The following is an 18,843-nucleotide window of genomic DNA, read 5'->3' as shown; positions in this document are numbered from 1 at the left end:
TCCCGGGTTCGTTGCGCGGCATCAACCCTCGGCGTGCCGGACGGTTTCCTGCGGCGCTGCAATGATGCTGCAACAGGCGCCGAAGCCGAGGGTCACGAACTCAGTGGCAGGCACGCCCTGGTTACGGCAGGCCTGTGCCAGGCGTCGCTCGGGCTCGTCGATGGCTTCGTCGGTGAGCTGGAAGGTGCCGAAATGCATGCCGATCGAGCGTGTTGCCTGTAGGGTGCAGTGCGCCCGCACTGCCTCCTCTGGGTCCATATGCACGCGTTGCATCAGGTCGCGCGGCGCATAGGCGCCGATCGGCAGCAAGGCGAGGTCAGGCGCGCCCATGCACTCGCGGATCGCCTGCCAGTGCGCACCGTCGCCGCTGTCGCCGGCAAACAGCACCTTGATGCCCTGGCTCTCGAGCATGAAACCGGCCCAGAGCGCGCGTCCGTTGTCGCGCAGGCTGCGCGCGGAGAAATGCCGGGCCGGCAGAGCGGTGACGCGGGCGCCCGCCGGCCGCGCGATCGGCGCGGTGTCCCACCAGTCGAGCTCGTGCACCGCGAGCGGTGCCGCGCGTCGCACATAGACCGTGTTGCCAAGCGGGGTAATGACCTTGGGGGCCGAATGGCGGTGCAGCGCACGCAGGCTCGGCAGATCGAGATGGTCGTAATGGTTGTGCGACAGCAGCACCAGGTCGATCGGCGGGAGGGCTGCGAGGGGCCGGCCGGGCGGGCGTGCCCGCTTCGGCCCGGCCCAGCCGACGGGTGAGGCGCGTTCGCTGAACTGCGGATCGGTGATGACCACGAGGCCGGGCAGTCGGATCAAAAAGCAGCTATGGCCGATGAAGGTCACGCTGATCGTGCCCGCGGGCGGCTCCGTCCAGGGGTCGCCGGGTGGGGCCGGGTCGATGATCCGCTCGGGCCAGCGCACGCGGGTGCCACCGAGGCGCCAGCGCAGCAGACGCAGCGGGCGCATCTGGCCGCCGGGTTGGTTCTCCCCGGTCATCCAAAGCGGATTGTAGAAGCCGTTTTCGTCGCGGTGGCTCAAGCAGGCCCAGCTTCGCTGGAGGGTGTTTCGGTGATGACCCGCGCGCCGCGCGCGTAGGTCAGCCAGGCCCAGACCCAGTTCACATAGACCACGATCCGGTTTCGGGCACTGACCAGAAGCAGCAGATGCACGGCACTCCAGATCACCCAGGCGGGGAAGCCGCGCAGCCGGATCCAGCCGAAATCGGCCACCGCGCTGGAGCGCCCGATCATCGCGAGCTGGCCGTAGTTGCGATAGCGAAAGCCGCGCGCCGGGGTTGGCTTGCCGGCGAGCCGGGCTGCGATCAGGCTGCCGACAAAGGCGCCCTGCTGCTTGGCGACGGAGCCCAGGGCCGGCAGCGGCTTGCCGCGCAGCCGTGCGGCGTCGCCGATCACGAAAATATCCGGGGCTCCGGGCAGGCTGCAATCCGGCGCGACCGCGACCAGGCCGCCGCGTTCGGCCGGCACGCCGAGCCAGGAGGCCACCGGCGTCGCCTCAGTGCCGGCGGCCCAGAACACCGAGGCGGCGGCGATCGTCTCGCCGCCGGCGGTGACGCCGTCCGCGTGCACCGCCTCGACCGGGGTGTTGAGACGCAGCTCGATGCCGAGGCTGGCCAGCCGGCGCGCGGCATAGGCCGACAGACCCTTGGGAAACGTGGCCAATACCTGTGGCCCCGCGTCGCACACCACGATCCGTGCATCACCCGGCCGGATGTGGCGAAAGTCACGTGCCAGGGTCAGGCGCGACAATTCGGCGATGGCCCCGGCCAGTTCGACCCCCGTGGGCCCAGCGCCGATCACCACGAAGGTGAGCAGCGCCCGCACCGTGGCGGGATCGCGGGCGCGCTCCGCCTGCTCGAAGGCACCGAGCAGTTGCCGGCGTAGCGCCTGGGCGTCGGCCAGGGTCTTCAGCGCCGTGCTGTGGCGCTGCCAATCATCATGGCCGAACCAGGAATAGACCGAGCCGGTGGCCAGGATGAGGGTGTCGTAGGCGAGCGCGCCACTGGCTTGCAGCATCACGGCGCGCGCTGCACGGTCGATGCCGGTGAGCGTGTCCATCATCACCGTGACGTTAGGCTTGCGCCGGAAGATGGAGCGGATGGGCAGCGCGATATCATTGCCGGAGAGTGCGGCGGTGGCGACCTGGTAGAGCAGCGGCTGGAACAAATTATGGTTGGTACGGTCGATGAGCACGATCTCCACCGGCGCTTCTGCCAGGGCATGCGCTGCATTCATGCCGCCAAAGCCGCCGCCAACGATCACGACCCGGTGAGTTCCTGTCCCGGCCCCGGCCCTTGCCGCGCCCGGCCGTGTCGCGTTTTCCGGCACTGTGGACAGCGGCTTACTCCATCTTCATGGTCGGCGAGCCGATCGCAGTTACAAACGCGTCCGCGACTGAACCGGTTGCAAGTGCCACGGCCAGTCGTATATGGCCAACGGTGACCGAGCGGTCAGAGGAGGCGGCCCGCATCTGCTGTGCCAGGGATTGCGCGTGCCGACATCCGTTCGGCTTCTGACGAGGACATACCATGCTATCCGTCATCCGCACTGCGACGGCCGTCCTGGCCGCCTGCGCCGTCGCCTGGGCTTTGCCAGCACCGGCGGCCGCACAAGCCGGCGGCGGAGGTCCGCCGACGGTCGGTGTCGCCACCGTGCATTCGGCCCCGGTGACCTCGACCAGCCAGTTCTTTGGTCGTGTCCAGGCGATCGATAGCGTTGCCTTGATCGCGCGTGTGACCGGCTACCTGGACAAGCGCCTGTTCAACGGCGGCGAGGACGTCAAGCAGGGGCAGCTGCTCTACGTGCTGGAGCAGGGACCGTTCCAGGCGCAGGTGCTGTCGCAGCAGGGTAACCTCGCGCAGGCCAAGGCCAACGTCCGCAATGCCTCGCTCAGCCTCAAGCGCCAGCAGGCCCTGCTGCACACGCCAGCCGGGCAGCAGTCGAACCTGGACAACGCCGTCGCCACCCAGGGCAGCAACGCTGGCGCCGTGCTGACCGCCGAGGGCAACCTGCAGGCGGCACAGATCAATCTCGGCTATACAGAGATCCGCGCGCCGATCGACGGACGGATCAGCGCCACCTCGGTCAATCCCGGCAACGTGGTCGGACCGACCTCGGGCACCTTGGCGACCGTGGTCAGCCAGGATCCGATGTATGTCATCTTTCCGGTGGCGAGCCGCGAGGTGGACTCGATGCAAAAGAAGTTCGCGGCAGTCGGCGGCCTGGCCGCGGCAAAGATCAAGCTGCGTCTGACCGGCGGCACGATCTATGACAAGACCGGCACGCTGGACTACGTGGCGCCCACCGTGTCCACCAATACCGACACCATCACGCTGCGCGCCACGGTGCCGAACCCCGAGCGCGACGGCGGCGACAAGGGCGGCGTCAGCTCCCGCGAACTCGTCGACGGCGCCTTCGTGACCGTGCTGATCAGCGATCCGCATCCGGTGGTCTCGATCCTGATCCCGCGCGGCGCGGTGCTGTCCGACCAGCAGGGCGACTACGTCTTTGTCGTGGACGCGAACAACAAGGCGCAGCGGGCGAATGTGAAGCTTGGCCAGACCATCAAGGCCGAGCAGGTGGTACTGTCCGGCCTCAAGGATGGCCAGCGGATCATCGTCGATGGTCTGCAGAGCGTCCACACCGGCGCCGCGGTGAAGCCGGCCGCGCCGGAGACTGGCGTAGGTGACCCCGACGCCGCCGGCGGCGAGTGACGGAATAGCACAATGATCTCCGGAGTCTTTATCGACCGGCCACGGCTGGCGATCGTCATTGCCATCGTCATCACCCTGGCCGGTGCCGTCGGGCTGACGCGCATTCCAGTGGCGCAGTTTCCCGACATCGTGCCGCCCCAGGTGCAGGTGAATGCAACCTATCCGGGTGCCTCGGCGGCGGTCGTGGAAGAGGCGGTGGCGCAGCCGATCGAGGCGCAGGTCGTCGGTGTCGACAAGTCGATCTACATGACATCGGATAGCGGCAATGACGGCTCCTACCGGCTGACCGTCAGCTTCGAGCTCGGCAGCGATGCCGACATCGACACGGTCAACGTGCTCAACCGCGTGCAGACCGCGAATGCGCAGTTGCCGGCGACCGTGCAGGCGGAGGGCCTGACAGTGAAGAAGCAATCGTCGGCGATCCTGATGTTCGTGAACTTCTTCAGTCCGAAGTCGAATTTAGATACGCTGTTCATCGCCAACTATATGACGATCAACATTATCGACGAGATTTCCCGCACGCTCGGCGTTGGCCAGGCGACCCTGCTGTCGCGGCAGCAATATTCCATGCGCGTGTGGTTCGACAATGCCCGTCTGGCGCAGCTCAACCTGGCGCCGAGCGACCTGATCAACGCGATCAGTGCGCAGAACACGGTGGCCGCCGTTGGCCGCGTCGGCGCCCGCCCCACCGGACCCAACCAGCAATACCAGCTCAACGTGCAGACCCAGGGGCGTCTGCTGACACCCGCGCAGTTCGGCAACATCATCATCCGTGCCAATCCGGACGGGTCCACCCTGAAGCTCAAGGACGTCGCACGGATCGCGCTCGGCGCGGAGAACCTGGATTCGGAGTCGCGGTTCGACGGCAAGCCCTCGGTGGCGCTGGCGATCTATCTGTCTCCCGGCGCCAACGCGCTGCAGACCGCGACCGCGGTCAAGGGAGTGCTCACGCATCTGGCGCAGCGCTTTCCCCCAGGATTGACCTACAACGTCACCTACGACAGCACCGATTTCGTGCGGGCCACCGTGCACGAGGTGCTGGTGACCTTGTCCGAGGCGTTCGTCCTCGTCGTCATCGTGGTGTTCCTGTTCCTGGGCAACCTGCGCGCGACCATCATTCCGACCGTGGCGGTGCCGGTGAGCCTGATCGGCGCGTTCGCGATCATGCTGGCGCTAGGTTTCACCGCCAACACCGTCTCGCTGCTGGCGATGGTGCTGGCGATCGGCCTGGTCGTCGATGACGCCATCGTCGTGGTGGAGAATGTCGAGCGGGTGATGGAGGAGGAGCCGGAGATCACGCCGCCCGAAGCGGCGCGCAAGGCGATGACTCAGATCACCGCCCCGATCCTTGCCATCACGCTGGTGCTGCTGTCGGTGTTCATACCGATCGCCTTCATTCCCGGACTGTCCGGCGTGCTGTTCCAGCAGTTCGCGGTGACCATCATCGCGGCGATGCTGATCTCGGCGCTGAACGCGCTGACCCTGTCGCCGGCGCTGTGCGGCGTGTTTCTGCGCCATCGCGGCGAGCGGCGCGGGATCATGGGCCGGGTGCTGAACGGCATCGACCACACCCGAAACGGCTACTCCCGCACCGTCGGCAAGCTCGTCCGGTTTGCCATCGGCGGCGTGCTGGCGGTGGTGCTCTGCGGCGTCGGCGTGGTCCTGATCCAGACGACGCTGCCGCTCGGCTTCCTGCCCGAGGAGGACCAGGGCGGCTTCTTTACCAACGTGCAGTTGCCGGACGGGGCGTCCGTGGCGCGCACCAGCCTGGTGATCCATAAGGTCGAGAAGATGGATGCGGCATTGCCGGGGGCGCTGCACACCTTCGCGGTCATCGGCTACTCGTTCCTCGACGGTGTCCAGGAACCGAATGTCGGCTTCGTGTTCACCCGGCTCAAGCCGTTCGGTCAGCGCACCGCGGCGGACACCCATGTCAAGGCGCTGATTGGACGCGTCTTCGGCGAGTCACAGGCGATCCGGGCGGCTACGGTGTTTCCGTTCAATCTGCCGCCGATCATTGGCCTGTCGCCCGCCGGCGGCTTCCAGTACGAACTCGAGGCGCTGCAGGGACAGTCGCCGACGCAACTCGGCGCCGAGGCGCGCGGATTGATTGCCGCCGCCAATGGCAATCACGCCCTGGCGCGGGTGTTCTCCACCTTCACCGCGACCAACCCATCGCTCTATCTGGATATCGACCGGGTAAAGGCGAACGCCCTCGGTGTAAACATCAACGACATCTTCACCGCCCTGCAGGCCACGCTGGGCAGCGTGTATGTCAATCAGTTCAACGAGTTTGGGCGTATCTGGCAGGTCAACGTGCAGGCCGAGGCGCGCGATCGCTCCAGCATCGACGACATCTGGCAGATCTATGTGCGCAACAACACCGGCGGCACCGTGCCGCTGCGCGCGCTGGCCACGCTCAAGATCGTCACCGGCCCGCAGGCGATCACGCGCTACAACAACTACCGCGCGATCACCATCAACGGCGGCGCGGCCCCCGGGGTCTCGTCCGGAACCGCGCTCGCGACGATGCAGGCGATCTCGAAAAAGACGCTGCAGTCCGGCTACAGCTTCGAGTGGACCAGCACCGCCTATCAGGAGGTCCAGGCGAGCGGCAAGACCACCATCATCCTGGCGATGTCGCTGCTGTTTGCCTACTTGTTCCTGGTGGCCCTCTATGAGAGCTGGATCATTCCGGTGGCGGTGCTGCTGTCGGTGTCGGTCGGCATCCTGGGCGCGATGATCGGCATCTACCTCACCGGGCTGTCGCTCGATCTATATGCTCAGATCGGCTTCGTTGTATTGATCGCGCTGTCGGCCAAGAACGGCATCCTGATCGTTGAATTCGCGATGGAGCGGCGCGACGCCGGAGAGAGCATACGCGCTGCCGCAGAGCAGGGCGCGCATATGCGGTTCCGCGCGGTTATGATGACGTCGTTTGCGTTCATTCTCGGCCTGTTGCCGCTGGTGACGGCGACCGGGGCGGCGGCCCTGAGCCGGCGCGACGTAGGAACTCCCGTGTTCGCGGGCATGCTGGCAGCCAGCGGCATCGGTATCTTCATCATCCCGATGCTCTATGTCACCTGCCAGACCGGTCGCGAGTGGTTTCATCGCAAGCTGGGCATCGGCACCGAGCGCAAGCATCGCTGACGGCGGTCTCACCGCCTCCGCCAGGTCCGGTTGCGTCGGGATAGGCACCGTCGAAGTTTCGTGATAGCGGGTGGACCGGTTTCGCGGTGGCCCCGGATGGCGCGGTGCGTTGCCACTCCGAGCGGGGCAGCGCGTTGACGTGACGTGCAATCGACCACGGAGGACGGGTTTTCATGCGTTCAATGACGGATCACCGTGCGCGGACCGCTTTCGTGATGGCGCCTGATGGCGGCGGCAGTCCGACCGGCGGGATCGATCAGCTCTGCATCAATACCATCCGCACGCTGGCGATGGATGCGGTGCAGAAGGCCAATTCCGGCCATCCGGGTACGCCGATGGGTCTGGCGCCGGTCGCCTACACGCTGTGGCAGGAAGTGCTGCGCTACGATCCGGCCGAGCCACGCTGGCCCGGGCGCGATCGCTTTGTGCTGTCGGTCGGGCACGCGTCGATGCTGCTGTATTCGCTGATCTATCTGGCTGGCGTCATCGAGGTCAATGAGGATGCGACTGCCAAGGACGGGCACAATGCGCCGTCACTGACCTTGGACGACCTCAAGCAGTTCCGGCAGATGAGCAGCAAGACCCCCGGCCATCCGGAATACCGCTTCACCTCCGGCGTCGAGACCACGACTGGCCCGCTCGGACAGGGCTGCGGCAACTCCGTCGGCATGGCGATGGCGGCGAAATGGATGGCCGATCGCTACAACAAGCCGGGTTTCACGCTGTTCGACAGCCATGTCTATGTGCTCTGCGGCGACGGCGACATGATGGAAGGCGTGGCCAGCGAGGCGGCCTCCCTGGCTGGCCATCTCGGCCTGTCGAACCTGACCTGGATCTACGACAGCAACCAGATCAGCATCGAGGGATCCACGTCGCTCGCCTTCATCGAGGACACCCATAAGCGCTTCGAGGCCTACGGCTGGGCGGTGTCCGAGGTGCCGGACGCCAACGACACGGCGACAATCCGCGCGCGCCTCGACGCGGTGCGCGGCATCACCGACAAGCCGAGCTTCATCGTCGTGCACAGCACCATCGGCTATGGCGCGCCGCATAAGGCGGGCACCCGCGAGGCGCATGGCGAGCCGCTCGGCGCCGATGAGGTCAAGGGCGCCAAGCGCGCCTACGGGTTTCCGGAAGACAAGCAGTTCTACGTGCCTGATGGCGTGCGCGAGCATTTCGCGGCGGGCGTCGGTGCGCGGGGTGCGGCGCTGCGACGCGATTGGGATGCGCTGTTCGCGCGCTACCGTTCGGAGTATCCCGAACTCGCCGCCGAGCTCGACATGATCAACGAGCACACGCTTCCCGAGGGTTGGGATAGCGAGATCCCGACCTTCGAGGCGAGCGCGAAAGGGGTCGCGTCGCGCGAGAGCTCCGGCAAGGTGCTCAATGCGATTGCCCCCAACCTCCCCTGGCTCATCGGCGGTGCGGCCGACCTCTCCCCCTCGACCAAGAGCGATCTCAAGTTCCAGGGTGCGGGCAGCTTCGAGCAATCGAATTACGGCGGCCGCAACCTGCATTTCGGCGTGCGCGAGCATGCGATGGGGTCGATCTGCAATGGCATCGCGCTGTCGGGGATGCGCGCCTACTGCTCCGGCTTTCTGATCTTCAGCGACTACATGAAGCCGCCGATCCGGCTCGCGGCGATCATGGAGCTGCCGGTTCTCTATATCTTCACACATGACAGCATCGGTGTCGGCGAGGATGGACCGACGCATCAGCCGATCGAGCAGCTGGCGCAGTTGCGTGCCACCCCCGGGCTGCTGACGATCCGGCCGGGCGACGCCAACGAAGTGGCCGAGGCGTGGCGCCTGGTGCTGCCGCTCAAGGAGCAGCCGGCGGCGCTGGCCTTGAGCCGTCAGCCGATGCCGACGCTCGATCGCAGCAAGTACGCGCCGGCGTCGGGTCTGGCGAAGGGTGCCTATGTGCTCGCCGACTGCGAGGGCACGCCAGAAGTGATCCTGATGGCGACCGGCACCGAACTCGCCCTCGCGGTCGGGGCCTATGAAACCTTGAAGGCCGAGGGCACCCGTGCGCGGGTCGTCTCGATGCCATGCTGGGAGTTGTTCGAGCAGCAGAGCCAGGCCTATCGCGACAGCGTGCTGCCGCCCGCGGTCACCGGCCGGGTGGTGGTCGAGCAGGCGGCGGCACTCGGCTGGGACCGCTACGCGGGCGCTACAGGCAGCATGGTGGTGATGCGTACGTTCGGGGCCTCGGCGCCGTTGAGCGCGTTGCAGGAGAAGTTCGGCTTCACCCCCGAGCGCGTGCTTGAAGAGGCGCGCAAGCAGGCGAAATCACACATGGCGAAATCAAGAGGGGAGGCGTGACATGAACGTCGTGCAGAAGACGCCGGGTGCGTCGCAGACCGACAATCCCCTGCGCGCGCTGGAGCAATTCAAGCAATCGCCCTGGCTCGATTTCATCCAGCGGTCGTTCCTGATGGAGGGCAAGCTGGCCGCCCTGATCCGGGACGACCGGCTGAAGGGCGTGACCTCGAACCCGTCGATTTTCGAAAAGGCGATGGGGCACGGCACCGACTATGACGAGCAGTTCAAGCAACTCGTCGCCGCCGGCAATTCCGAGGTCAGTACCCTCTACGAGACGATGGCGATCGACGACATCCGTACGGCCGCGGAAGTGCTGAAGCCGGTGTGGGACGAGACAGGTGGGCTTGATGGCTATGTCAGCCTGGAGGTCTCCCCCTATCTCGGCCTGCATACGGAGCCAACCATCGTCGAAGCGCGTCGTCTGTGGAAGACAGTCGGGCGCCCCAACCTGATGGTCAAGGTGCCGGGTACCGAGCCAGGCGTTCCGGCGATCCGCACGCTCATCTCCGAAGGCATCAACATCAACGTGACGTTGCTGTTCTCGATCGAGGCCTACAAGAAGGTGCTTGAGGCCTACATGCAGGGCCTTGAGGCGCGCCACCAGAAAAGCGAGCCGATCGACAAGATCGCCAGCGTCGCCTCGTTCTTCGTCAGTCGTATCGACGGGCTGATCGACAAGGAGATCGACGCTCGACTAGGTCGCAATGATCCGGATTCCGCCACGCTCAAATCGCTGCGCGGCAAGGTCGCCATCGCCAACGCCAAGCTCGCTTACCAGCATTATCTTGAAGTCTCGGCGAGTCCACGCTGGAAGAAGCTGGCCGATGCCGGCGCCAATCCGCAGCGCCTGCTGTGGGCCAGCACCGGGACCAAGGACAAGGCCTATAGCGATGTGCTGTACGTCGAGGAGCTGGTCGGCGCGGACACCGTCAACACCATGCCGCCGGCAACGATGGATGCGTTCCGCGACCACGGCGTGGCCCGCAACGCGCTGATCGAGGATGTCGATGCAGCCAAGCATGTTCTCGCCGAGACCGATCGGCTGGGCCTCGATCTGCCCGGTGTGACCGCCAAGCTGGTGGCGGACGGTGTAAATTCCTTTGCCGACGCGTTCGATCAGCTTCTCGGCGCGGTCGCGGCCAAGCAGATGACGCTCGCCGGCGATCGGCTGACCCATACCGAGATCAGCCTGCCGGAACCCCTGGACGCGGCCTTCAAGGACAGTCTCGAGGCGTGGCGCAAGGACGGCACCGTGCGTCGGGTCTGGGACCGCGACGCCGCCGTCTGGACCAATGGCGACGAGGGCAAGTGGCTGGCCTGGCTCGGCATCATCGACGAGCGGCTGTCGGCGCTGGACGAACTCACCAGCTTCCAGGATGAGGTCAAGCAGCGCGGTTTCGCGCATGTGTTGTTGCTCGGCATGGGCGGCTCCAGCCTCGGTCCGGAAGTGCTGGCGGAGACCTTCGGCCAGCGCGGCGGGTTTCCGTCGCTGCATGTGCTGGACAGCACGGACCCGCAACAGGTGGCCTCGTTCGCGGCCAAGGTCGATCTCGCCCAAACCCTGGTGATCGTCTCCTCGAAGTCCGGCGGCACGCTCGAGCCGAACATCCTCAAGGCGTATTTCTTCGACAAGATGTCGCACGCTGTGGGCGCGGACAAGGCGGGCAGCCATTTCGTCGCGGTCACCGATGCAGGCTCGCACATGGAGGATGTGGCCAGGAAGGACGGGTTCTGGAAGATCTTCCATGGCGATAAGCAGATCGGCGGCCGCTACTCGGTGCTGTCGAACTTCGGCCTGGTTCCGGCCGCTGCCGCCGGCATCGATTTGCGTGAGTTCCTCGAATGCGGCCAGCGCATGGCCTATGCGTGCGGCGCCGGCTCACCGCCGCTGCAGAACCCGGGTGTGCAGCTCGGCACCTTCCTGGGCGTTTGTGCAAAACACGGGCGCGACAAGGTGACCATCGCCGCCTCGCCCGGTATTGCCGATATGGGCGCCTGGCTCGAGCAGTTGATGGCGGAATCCACGGGCAAGAACGGTCATGGTCTAATTCCCATCGATGGCGAGACCCTGGCCTCGCCGGCGCATTACGGCGCCGATCGTGTGTTCGCTTATCTGCGCCTGAACGATTCCGCCGACCCGACGCAGGACGCCGCCATTGCCGCGCTGAAGCAGGCCGGCCAACCGGTGGTCACCATCGCGCTCGCCTCACCGTTGCAGATCGTCCAGGAGTTCTTCCACTGGGAGTTTGCAACCGCGGTCGCTGGATCGATCATCGGCATCGATGCCTTTGACCAGCCCGATGTCGAGGCCAGCAAGATCGCCACCCGCAAGCTGACCGACGCCTATAACGACACCGGCACGTTGCCCGGCGAGGAGGCGTTCGGTTCGGACGGCGACTTCAGCGTTTTTGCCGATCCTGCCAATGCAAGGGCACTTGGAGGTGGTACGCTGAATGCGGTGTTGAAGGCGCATTTCGCGCGCGCCAAGCCGGGAGATTACGTGGCGTTGCTCGCCTATATCGAGCGTGATGAGGCGACTCGCGCCTGGATTCAGACCGCCCGGCTTGCTATCCGGGATGCCACGCACCTCGCCACCTGCGCCGAGTTCGGACCACGCTTTCTGCACTCGACCGGTCAGGCCTACAAGGGTGGCCCGAACAGCGGCGTGTTTCTGCAGATCACCGCCGATGACGCCGCGGACCTGCCGGTTCCGGGTGAGACATTCACATTCGGCATCGTCAAGGCGGCGCAGGCGCGCGGTGATTTCGACGTGTTGGCCGAGCGTGGGCGTCGGGCATTGCGGGTGCATATCAAGGGCAACCTGCAAGCCGGCCTGGACAGGCTGGGACACGCCATCGCGGATGCTGTCGCCTAGTGCACCGACCCAGACAAAGCGAACAGCTTCGTCTGGGTCCAAGGTGCCCTAGCATACTGATACGCTGAGCCTTTTTCCTTGCAGGAGTTGCACATGCAGATCGGCGTCGTTGGCCTTGGCAAGATGGGCGGCAATATATCGGTGCGACTGGCCCGTCATGGGCATCAGGTGGTGCTCTACGATCGAGACCCGAACATGGTCTCCCAGATCGGTGGTCGCGCCGAGGGCAGCATATCGTCATCCGGCCTTGCCGACATGGTGGGCAAGCTCACCGCCCCCCGAACCGTATGGCTGATGCTGCCGGCGGGTTCGATCACCGAGCAGGCGGTCGAAACCCTGTGCGGATTGATGACCAAGGGCGACATCGTCATCGATGGCGGCAACAGCTACTACAAGGATGATATCCGGCGCGCAAAGACGATGCGTGAGAAAGGCATGCACTACGTCGATGTCGGGACCTCCGGCGGTGTCTGGGGGCTGGAGCGCGGCTATTGCATGATGATCGGCGGTGATGCGGACGCAGTCGAGCACATCAACCCGATCCTCTCGGCGCTGGCACCAGGGCTTGGCGGGATCGAGCGTACCCCGCATCGTGGTGCCGCACTCGATGCGCGCGCCGAGCAGGGCTATCTACATTGCGGCCCGGCCGGCGCCGGGCATTTCGTCAAGATGGTCCATAACGGCATCGAGTACGGAATCATGGAAGCCTACGCCGAGGGCTTTGATGTGCTGCGCAACAAGAACTCGCACGATCTGCCCGAGACTGAGCGCTTCGACCTGAACATGCCCGATATCGCCGAAGTCTGGCGTCGTGGCAGCGTCATCTCGTCCTGGTTGCTGGATCTGTGCGCGTCGGCACTGGCGAAAAACGAAACGTTGTCGGATTATACCGGCCAGGTCGCGGACTCCGGCGAGGGCCGCTGGACCATCGAGGCGGCGATCGAGGAAGCGGTGCCGGCGCCGGTCCTGACCGCGTCGCTGTTCACGCGCTTCCGCAGCCGCACCGGCAACAATTTTGCCGAGAAGATGCTCTCGGCGATGCGCTTTCAGTTCGGCGGCCATGTCGAGCAGCATCTGACGGAGAAGAAACACGGCGGTGAGGTTTCCGAGGTCAAGGGCTGAGGCATGGATGCCCCGCTCGAGTCACAGCTTCAGGATCGCGAAGAAGACGACCCCACCAGGCCGAAGCCAAGTCCACCCTGTCGTCTGGTGATCTTCGGCGGCGGCGGCGATCTGACCCGCCGGCTGCTGATCCCGGCGATTTATAATCTCGTCTGCGCGGGCTTGCTCGACGATGATTTCGGTATCGTTGCGGTCGATTGGGCGGAGCTCACCACCGAAGCGTTGCGCGATCAGCTTGAAGAGACGATGCGCGAGTTCGTCGCTCAGCGTAAGGCGAACGCCGTCACGCTCCAGGAGGAGGCCTGGGACTGGCTTGATCGACGCGTCTCCTATCTGCGCGGCAGCTTTGATGACGCCGAGACCTACAAGCAACTCGACGTGCTGTGTGGGCCAGTCAACTGCGTCTATTATCTTGCCGTTGCGTCACGGTTCTTCGGCACGATCGTCTCGCAACTCGACGCTGCCGGACTGACCCGTGAGGACGGACAGTTTCGCAGGGTCGTTGTCGAAAAGCCGTTTGGTTCGGATCTGGCCTCGGCGCGGGCACTCAACGTCAAGCTGCGCGCCTCGCTTGCGGAAAGCCAGATCTACCGGATCGATCATTATCTCGGCAAGGAGACCGTGCAGAACATCCTGGCGCTGCGCTTCTCCAACGGCTTCTTTGAGCCGCTCTGGAACCGCCAGAATATTGACCATGTGCAGATCACCGCCGCCGAGACCGTCGGCGTCGAAAGGCGCGGCCGGTTCTATGAGGGTACCGGCGCATTGCGCGACATGGTGCCGAACCACATCATGCAGTTGCTGGCGATGGTGGCAATGGAAGCGCCGACCTCGTTCGACGCGGATGCCGTGCGCGACGAGAAGTCCAAGGTGATGGTGGCAACCCACCAGCTCGATTGGCGCGACACGGTGCGCGGCCAATACACCCCGGGCACGATCGCCGGACGCCCGATGGTCGGCTATCGCGAGGAGCCGGACGTCTCGCCCGACTCCGGCACCGAAACCTTTGCCGCGCTGAAACTCAACATCGACAATTGGCGCTGGGCGGGAGTGCCGTTCTATTTGCGCACCGGCAAGCGGCTGACGCAACGCAAGACCGAGATCGCGGTACATTTCAAGCAGGCGCCCTACGCGCTGTTCCGCGACACCCCGGTGGACAAGCTGACGCCGAACATCATGGTGCTGCAAATACAGCCGAGCGAAGGTGTGACCATGCAGTTTTCGGCAAAGATGCCGGGCCCCGTGGTCAAACTCGGCGGCGTGCGGATGAAGTTCGACTACGCCGACTGGTTCCAGGAAGGTCCCAGCACCGGCTACGAGACCTTGATCTATGATTGCCTGATCGGCGATGCGACCCTGTTCCAGCGCGCCGACAATGTCGAGGCTGGCTGGAACGTGGTGCAGCCGGCCCTTGATGCGTGGGCTGACGGAATGGGCGATCTGCGCTTCTATGACGCGGGTCGCGCCGGCCCGGATGACGCCGACGCGTTGCTGACGCGAGACGGCCGCCACTGGTTGAGGCTGACGTCATGAGCGGCCTCGTCGAGAAGAGAGCCGGTGCAAGCCCGCGTATCAGACTGCTGGTCTCCGATATTGACGGCACCCTGGTGACGTCCGCCAAGCAGGTGACGCCGCGGGCCTTGCGCGCGGTGCAGGCATTGCGCGAGGCTGGTGTCAGGCTCGCCTTGGTGAGCAGCCGGTCGGCGCGCGGGATGGACATGTTCATCGGCCCGCTGGCTATCGACACGCCACGGGCCGGGCTGAACGGCGGCGAGATCCTCGACCCCGACGGCCGCGTCATCGCCCAGATCGCGCTCGATCCGGATGCCGCGAGAAGGGTCGTGGAGGCGCTCGACGAGCATCATGTCGAGGCCTGGCTGTTCGCCGGCGGCGAATGGCTCGTGCGTAATGCCCAGGGCGCCTATGTCGAGAAGGAGCGACGGGCGGTGCAGATCGAGCCGACCCTGGTCTCCGACTTCGAGGGCCATTACCACCATGTCGGCAAGATCATGGGATCGACGGCGGACAGCCACCTGCTCGAGCGCGTCGAAATCAATCTCCAGACCATGCTGGGGGATCAGGTCAATGCGCACCGCTCCCAGCTTTATTATCTCGACGTCACCCACCCGGCTGCCAACAAGGGCAACGCGGCCTTGCGTCTGGCTGAACTGCTCGGGGTTTCTGCCGACGAGATGGCCTGCATTGGCGACATGAGCAACGACATCGCGATGCTCAACGTGGCAGGCCTGGCGATTGCCATGGGCAATGCGACGGAAGAGGTTGCACAAGCCGCGCACTACGTTACGGCATCGAACGAGCAGGATGGCTGGGCGCGGGCGGTCGAAGAGCTGATCCTGCCGCGCAGCAAAGGAACTCTGCCATGATCTCGCTCGTGCTCGCAGACGTCGATGGCACCCTGGTGACCAAGGAAAAAATCCTCACCGACCGAGCGGTTCGCGCCGTGCACGAACTCAAGCGGCGGGGCATCCGCTTTGCCATTACCAGCGGCCGTCCGCCGAAGGGCATGCAGATGGTGATCGGCCCCCTCGACATCGCCGAGCCAATCGCCGGCTTCAATGGCGGGATGTTCGTCAAACCCGATCTCAGTCTCATCGAGGCGAAGACCCTGCCGCGCGACGTCGCTGACAGGACGGTGGCGGCGCTGCAGCAGCATAAGGTCGATGTGTGGGTGTATAGCGGTGAGGACTGGCTGGTCCCCGATGTCGAGGGGCCGCATGTCGCGCGCGAGGAGTGGACGGTCAAATTTCCACCCAAACAGGCGTCTGAGTTCGGCCACGCCCTTGATACGGCGGTTAAGATCGTCGGTGTCAGCGACGATCTCGATCTGATGGTGCGGTGCGAACACGACGTGCAACGCGCACTCGGCGACAGCGCCTCCGCGGCGCGCTCTCAGCCCTATTATCTCGATGTGACTCACCCCGACGCGAACAAGGGCGGTGTTGTCGAGAGTCTTTCCAGGATGCTGGGGATCGCGCCGGACTCGATTGCAACCCTCGGCGATCAGCCCAACGACGTGCTGATGTTTCGCAAGAGCGGGCTTTCGATCGCGATGGGTCAGGCGAGCGACGAGGTCAAGCAGGCCGCCACTCATGTCAGCGCCTCGTCCGAGGACGAAGGCTTCGCCAAGGCCATCGAGCGGTTCGTGCTCGGTGACGAGGGAGTGGTGCTGTGAGCAGCGACAGCGGCGAATGGGTGCTGGCCAACCCGCAAGCGGTGGCGCATCGGGTGGCGGAATGGCTGACCGAGCAGGCGGAGGCCAAGCAGGGCCAGTTCGTGGTGGCGCTGTCGGGAGGATCGACGCCGAAGCGACTGTATGAAATCCTCGCCACCGCCGAGTTCGCCACGCGCTTTCCCTGGTCGCGCACCGAGTTGTTCTTTGGCGACGAACGCTTCGTGCCGCCGCAGGACGCGCAGAGCAACTATCGTATGGTCAACGAGGCGCTGCTTTCGAAGGTGGACGTGCCGCACGAGCGCGTGCATCGCATGCCGTCGGAAGGCGATCCTGAGGAGGCCGTGCGCTCCTACGAGCGCGACCTGCGTGCAACCTATGGCAGCGATACGCTACAGCCGGGCCGGCCGCTGTTCGATGTGGTGCTGCTGGGATTGGGCGAGAACGGCCATACTGCCTCGCTGTTTCCGGGCACCGCCGTGTTGGAGGAGCGTACCGCGTGGGTCGGCACCTGCGTGCCGCACGACGCGCCGAACCGGCGGCTGACGCTCACTTTTCCCTCCATCGCCAGCAGCGCGCATGTGCTGTTCCTGGTCACCGGAGAGGGCAAGCGCGATGTGCTCGGCAAGGTACGAGCCCGCGACCCGGCGCAGCCGGCCTCGCATATTACCACCGAGGGTGAACTGATCTGGGTGCTCGACCAGGCGGCCGCCCGTGACGGATGATCCGGCAGCGGACCTCAAGCGCCAGGTGGGCCTGGCCGCGGCGGCGCTGGTCGAGGATGGGATGGTGGTCGGGCTCGGGACCGGCTCGACCGCTGCCTTCGTGATCGCGGCCCTCGGCGAACGTGTCCGCCAGGGCTTGCAGTTCGTCGGCATCCCGACCTCGGAGCGCAGTGCCGAGCAGGCGCGTGGTGTGGGCATCGCACTCTCGGATTTCGCGCACCATCCCGAGATCGACCTCACCATCGACGGTGCCGACGAGATCGAGCGTGGTTCGCTGAACCTGATCAAGGGACTGGGCGGCGCGTTGCTGCGTGAGAAGATCGTGGCCGCGGCCAGTCGTCGGCTGGTGATCATCGCCGACGACCGCAAGCTGGTGGATCATCTCGGTGAACATACCGCTGTGCCGGTCGAGGTGAGCCCGTTCGGATGGGAGAGTGCGGCACTGCAACTCGGTAGGCTGGGTGCGGCGGTTACGCCACGACGCAATCGCGGCGGCATTCTGTTTGTCACCGATGGCGGCAACATGATCCTTGATTGCCGGTTTGGCGTCATCGAGCAGCCGGCAGCACTCGAACGACAGATCGGCGAAATCGTCGGCGTGATCGAGAGCGGGCTATTCATCGGCCGGGCGACGCTCGCCATCGTCGCGGGCGAGGGCGGCATCGTGGAGTATCGGCCGCAATGAACGAGGCCGTGCGGCCGCGCGTCTTGGTGTTGATGGGGGTCTCGGGCTCCGGCAAGACCAGCATCGCCGAGGGCCTGCGCGATGCATTCGGCTGGCCGTTCCAGGAGGGCGACCAGCTCCACTCCGCCGAGAACGTCGCCAAGATGGCCGCCGGCACACCGCTGACCGACGAAGACCGCGGCCCCTGGCTTGATCGTTGCGCGGTCTGGATCAAGGAGAGGCTCGATGCCGGCAGCGGCGGCCTACTGACCTGTTCTGCGTTGAAGCATGCCTACCGCGTCCGGCTCGGCGAGGGTGCCGCGGGATTGCTGTTTTTGTATCTGAAGGTCGACGAGGCGGTGCTGCGCGCGCGCCTTGATGAGCGACGCGGCCACTATATGCCGCCCTCGCTGTTGCCGAGCCAGCTTGCGACGCTCGAGGAGCCGACACGCGATGAGCCGGCGCTCATCGTGCCAGTGGAGCGCACCGTGGAGGCGACGGTCGCCGACGTCATCGCCGCGCTGAAAAAGCTCGACTCCGGACCATGATCTATGTCGATGCCGACGCCTGTCCGGTCAAGGACGAGATCTATCGCGTGGCCACGCGCTACCAGGTTCGTGTCGTCGTGGTCTCCAACAGCCTGATTGCAATTCCCGCGGCACCGCTGATCGAACGCATGGTGGTCGGGAGCGGCCCGGACGTGGCGGATGGCTGGATTGCCGAACGCGCCGGCGCCGGCGATATCGTGGTCACCGCCGACGTGCCGCTGGCGGCGCGCTGCGTCAAAGGCGGCGCGATCGCGCTTGCCCCGACCGGACGCCTGTTCGACCAGGACGCGATCGGCATGGCGCTGGCCACGCGAAATCTGATGGACGGGTTGCGATCGGCCGGGCAGGTGACCTCCGGCCCACGGCCATTCTCCGGCAAGGACCGCTCTATTTTCCTGTCCGCACTCGATCTTGCGGTCAATCGCGCGCGGCGGGCTGCCCCGGCGCCCATACCCGGTGCGGCCTCGCGCGGCTGACGGCAACAAAGTAAAGAGTTGGCTTAAATCCAACATTGGGGATTT

The 18,843-nt window shown here is 65.4% G+C and carries 14 protein-coding genes; 12 read left to right on the top strand and 2 right to left on the bottom strand.

From position 1 onward, the window contains the following. Positions 1 to 21: 21 nt before the first annotated feature. Both ACQY4K_RS07660 and ACQY4K_RS07655 read right to left on the bottom strand, forming a co-directional pair. Positions 22 to 1,032 (bottom strand): MBL fold metallo-hydrolase, encoded by a 1,011-nt coding sequence (locus tag ACQY4K_RS07660; RefSeq protein WP_428394874.1) that lies wholly within the window; start codon positions 1,030 to 1,032, stop codon positions 22 to 24. Continuing rightward, the gene (locus ACQY4K_RS07655) at positions 1,029 to 2,273 is read right to left on the bottom strand and encodes an NAD(P)/FAD-dependent oxidoreductase (RefSeq protein ID WP_428394872.1); all 1,245 of its coding nucleotides are present in this window, start codon (positions 2,271 to 2,273) and stop codon (positions 1,029 to 1,031) included. Before ACQY4K_RS07655 ends, ACQY4K_RS07660 begins: the two co-directional genes overlap by 4 nt. A gap of 266 nt (positions 2,274 to 2,539) precedes the next feature. Between ACQY4K_RS07655 and ACQY4K_RS07650 the strand changes: the two genes are divergently transcribed. The 12 genes from ACQY4K_RS07650 to ACQY4K_RS07595 all read left to right on the top strand — a co-directional run bounded on the left by ACQY4K_RS07650 (position 2,540) and on the right by ACQY4K_RS07595 (position 18,798). Continuing rightward, positions 2,540 to 3,724 carry an efflux RND transporter periplasmic adaptor subunit gene (locus ACQY4K_RS07650; protein WP_428394870.1) on the top strand — a complete coding sequence of 395 codons (1,185 nt, stop codon included), beginning with the start codon at positions 2,540 to 2,542 and terminating at the stop codon, positions 3,722 to 3,724. Between the two features lie 12 nt (positions 3,725 to 3,736). Continuing rightward, positions 3,737 to 6,874 carry an efflux RND transporter permease subunit gene (locus tag ACQY4K_RS07645; protein ID WP_428394868.1) on the top strand — a complete coding sequence of 1,046 codons (3,138 nt, stop codon included), beginning with the start codon at positions 3,737 to 3,739 and terminating at the stop codon, positions 6,872 to 6,874. A 215-nt stretch (positions 6,875 to 7,089) separates the two neighbouring features. Next, on the top strand, positions 7,090 to 9,198 hold the full coding sequence (gene tkt, locus ACQY4K_RS07640; protein ID WP_428396021.1) for a transketolase: 2,109 nt from the start codon (positions 7,090 to 7,092) through the stop codon (positions 9,196 to 9,198). Between the two features lies 1 nt (position 9,199). Next, positions 9,200 to 12,073 (top strand): bifunctional transaldolase/phosoglucose isomerase, encoded by a 2,874-nt coding sequence (locus ACQY4K_RS07635; RefSeq protein WP_428394866.1) that lies wholly within the window; start codon positions 9,200 to 9,202, stop codon positions 12,071 to 12,073. A gap of 93 nt (positions 12,074 to 12,166) precedes the next feature. Beyond that, positions 12,167 to 13,195 carry a phosphogluconate dehydrogenase (NAD(+)-dependent, decarboxylating) gene (gene gnd, locus ACQY4K_RS07630; protein WP_428394864.1) on the top strand — a complete coding sequence of 343 codons (1,029 nt, stop codon included), beginning with the start codon at positions 12,167 to 12,169 and terminating at the stop codon, positions 13,193 to 13,195. 3 nt (positions 13,196 to 13,198) lie between these two features. Continuing rightward, positions 13,199 to 14,728 carry a glucose-6-phosphate dehydrogenase gene (gene zwf / locus ACQY4K_RS07625; RefSeq protein ID WP_428394863.1) on the top strand — a complete coding sequence of 510 codons (1,530 nt, stop codon included), beginning with the start codon at positions 13,199 to 13,201 and terminating at the stop codon, positions 14,726 to 14,728. After that, complete coding sequence (locus ACQY4K_RS07620; RefSeq protein ID WP_428394861.1) at positions 14,725 to 15,579, top strand: Cof-type HAD-IIB family hydrolase; 855 nt, start codon at positions 14,725 to 14,727, stop codon at positions 15,577 to 15,579. The genes zwf and ACQY4K_RS07620 overlap by 4 nt, the downstream gene beginning before the upstream one ends. Next, entirely contained in the window at positions 15,576 to 16,388 is an 813-nt protein-coding gene (locus ACQY4K_RS07615) for a Cof-type HAD-IIB family hydrolase (protein ID WP_428394859.1), read from the top strand. The genes ACQY4K_RS07620 and ACQY4K_RS07615 overlap by 4 nt, the downstream gene beginning before the upstream one ends. Next, entirely contained in the window at positions 16,385 to 17,110 is a 726-nt protein-coding gene (pgl, locus tag ACQY4K_RS07610; RefSeq protein ID WP_428394857.1) for a 6-phosphogluconolactonase, read from the top strand. Before ACQY4K_RS07615 ends, pgl begins: the two co-directional genes overlap by 4 nt. Then, on the top strand, positions 17,100 to 17,795 hold the full coding sequence (gene rpiA, locus ACQY4K_RS07605; RefSeq protein WP_428394855.1) for a ribose-5-phosphate isomerase RpiA: 696 nt from the start codon (positions 17,100 to 17,102) through the stop codon (positions 17,793 to 17,795). Before pgl ends, rpiA begins: the two co-directional genes overlap by 11 nt. After that, a complete protein-coding gene (locus ACQY4K_RS07600; protein WP_428394854.1) occupies positions 17,792 to 18,322 on the top strand; it encodes a gluconokinase in 531 nt (176 codons plus the stop codon). The genes rpiA and ACQY4K_RS07600 overlap by 4 nt, the downstream gene beginning before the upstream one ends. After that, positions 18,319 to 18,798: a YaiI/YqxD family protein gene (locus ACQY4K_RS07595; protein ID WP_428394852.1), complete on the top strand. Its 480-nt coding sequence runs from the start codon at positions 18,319 to 18,321 to the stop codon at positions 18,796 to 18,798. Before ACQY4K_RS07600 ends, ACQY4K_RS07595 begins: the two co-directional genes overlap by 4 nt. The last annotated feature ends 45 nt before the right edge of the window (positions 18,799 to 18,843 follow it).

It is taken from the genome of Lichenicoccus sp., assembly GCF_965276875.1.
Lineage (GTDB): Bacteria > Pseudomonadota > Alphaproteobacteria > Acetobacterales > Acetobacteraceae > Lichenicoccus.
Note: the sequence above shows the minus strand (reverse complement) of the source record. Positions and strands in the feature narration are given on the sequence as shown.

Excerpts from the sequence above, each read along its gene's own strand:
- ACQY4K_RS07635 (WP_428394866.1), top strand. The coding sequence starts at position 9,200 with ATGAACGTCGTGCAGAAGACGCCGGGTGCGTCGCAGACCGACAATCCC.
- ACQY4K_RS07620 (WP_428394861.1), top strand. The coding sequence starts at position 14,725 with ATGAGCGGCCTCGTCGAGAAGAGAGCCGGTGCAAGCCCGCGTATCAGA.
- ACQY4K_RS07595 (WP_428394852.1), top strand. The coding sequence starts at position 18,319 with ATGATCTATGTCGATGCCGACGCCTGTCCGGTCAAGGACGAGATCTAT.
- tkt (WP_428396021.1), top strand. The coding sequence starts at position 7,090 with ATGGCGCCTGATGGCGGCGGCAGTCCGACCGGCGGGATCGATCAGCTC.
- gnd (WP_428394864.1), top strand. The coding sequence starts at position 12,167 with ATGCAGATCGGCGTCGTTGGCCTTGGCAAGATGGGCGGCAATATATCG.
- ACQY4K_RS07650 (WP_428394870.1), top strand. The coding sequence starts at position 2,540 with ATGCTATCCGTCATCCGCACTGCGACGGCCGTCCTGGCCGCCTGCGCC.
- ACQY4K_RS07615 (WP_428394859.1), top strand. The coding sequence starts at position 15,576 with ATGATCTCGCTCGTGCTCGCAGACGTCGATGGCACCCTGGTGACCAAG.
- ACQY4K_RS07645 (WP_428394868.1), top strand. The coding sequence starts at position 3,737 with ATGATCTCCGGAGTCTTTATCGACCGGCCACGGCTGGCGATCGTCATT.
- zwf (WP_428394863.1), top strand. The coding sequence starts at position 13,199 with ATGGATGCCCCGCTCGAGTCACAGCTTCAGGATCGCGAAGAAGACGAC.
- ACQY4K_RS07600 (WP_428394854.1), top strand. The coding sequence starts at position 17,792 with ATGAACGAGGCCGTGCGGCCGCGCGTCTTGGTGTTGATGGGGGTCTCG.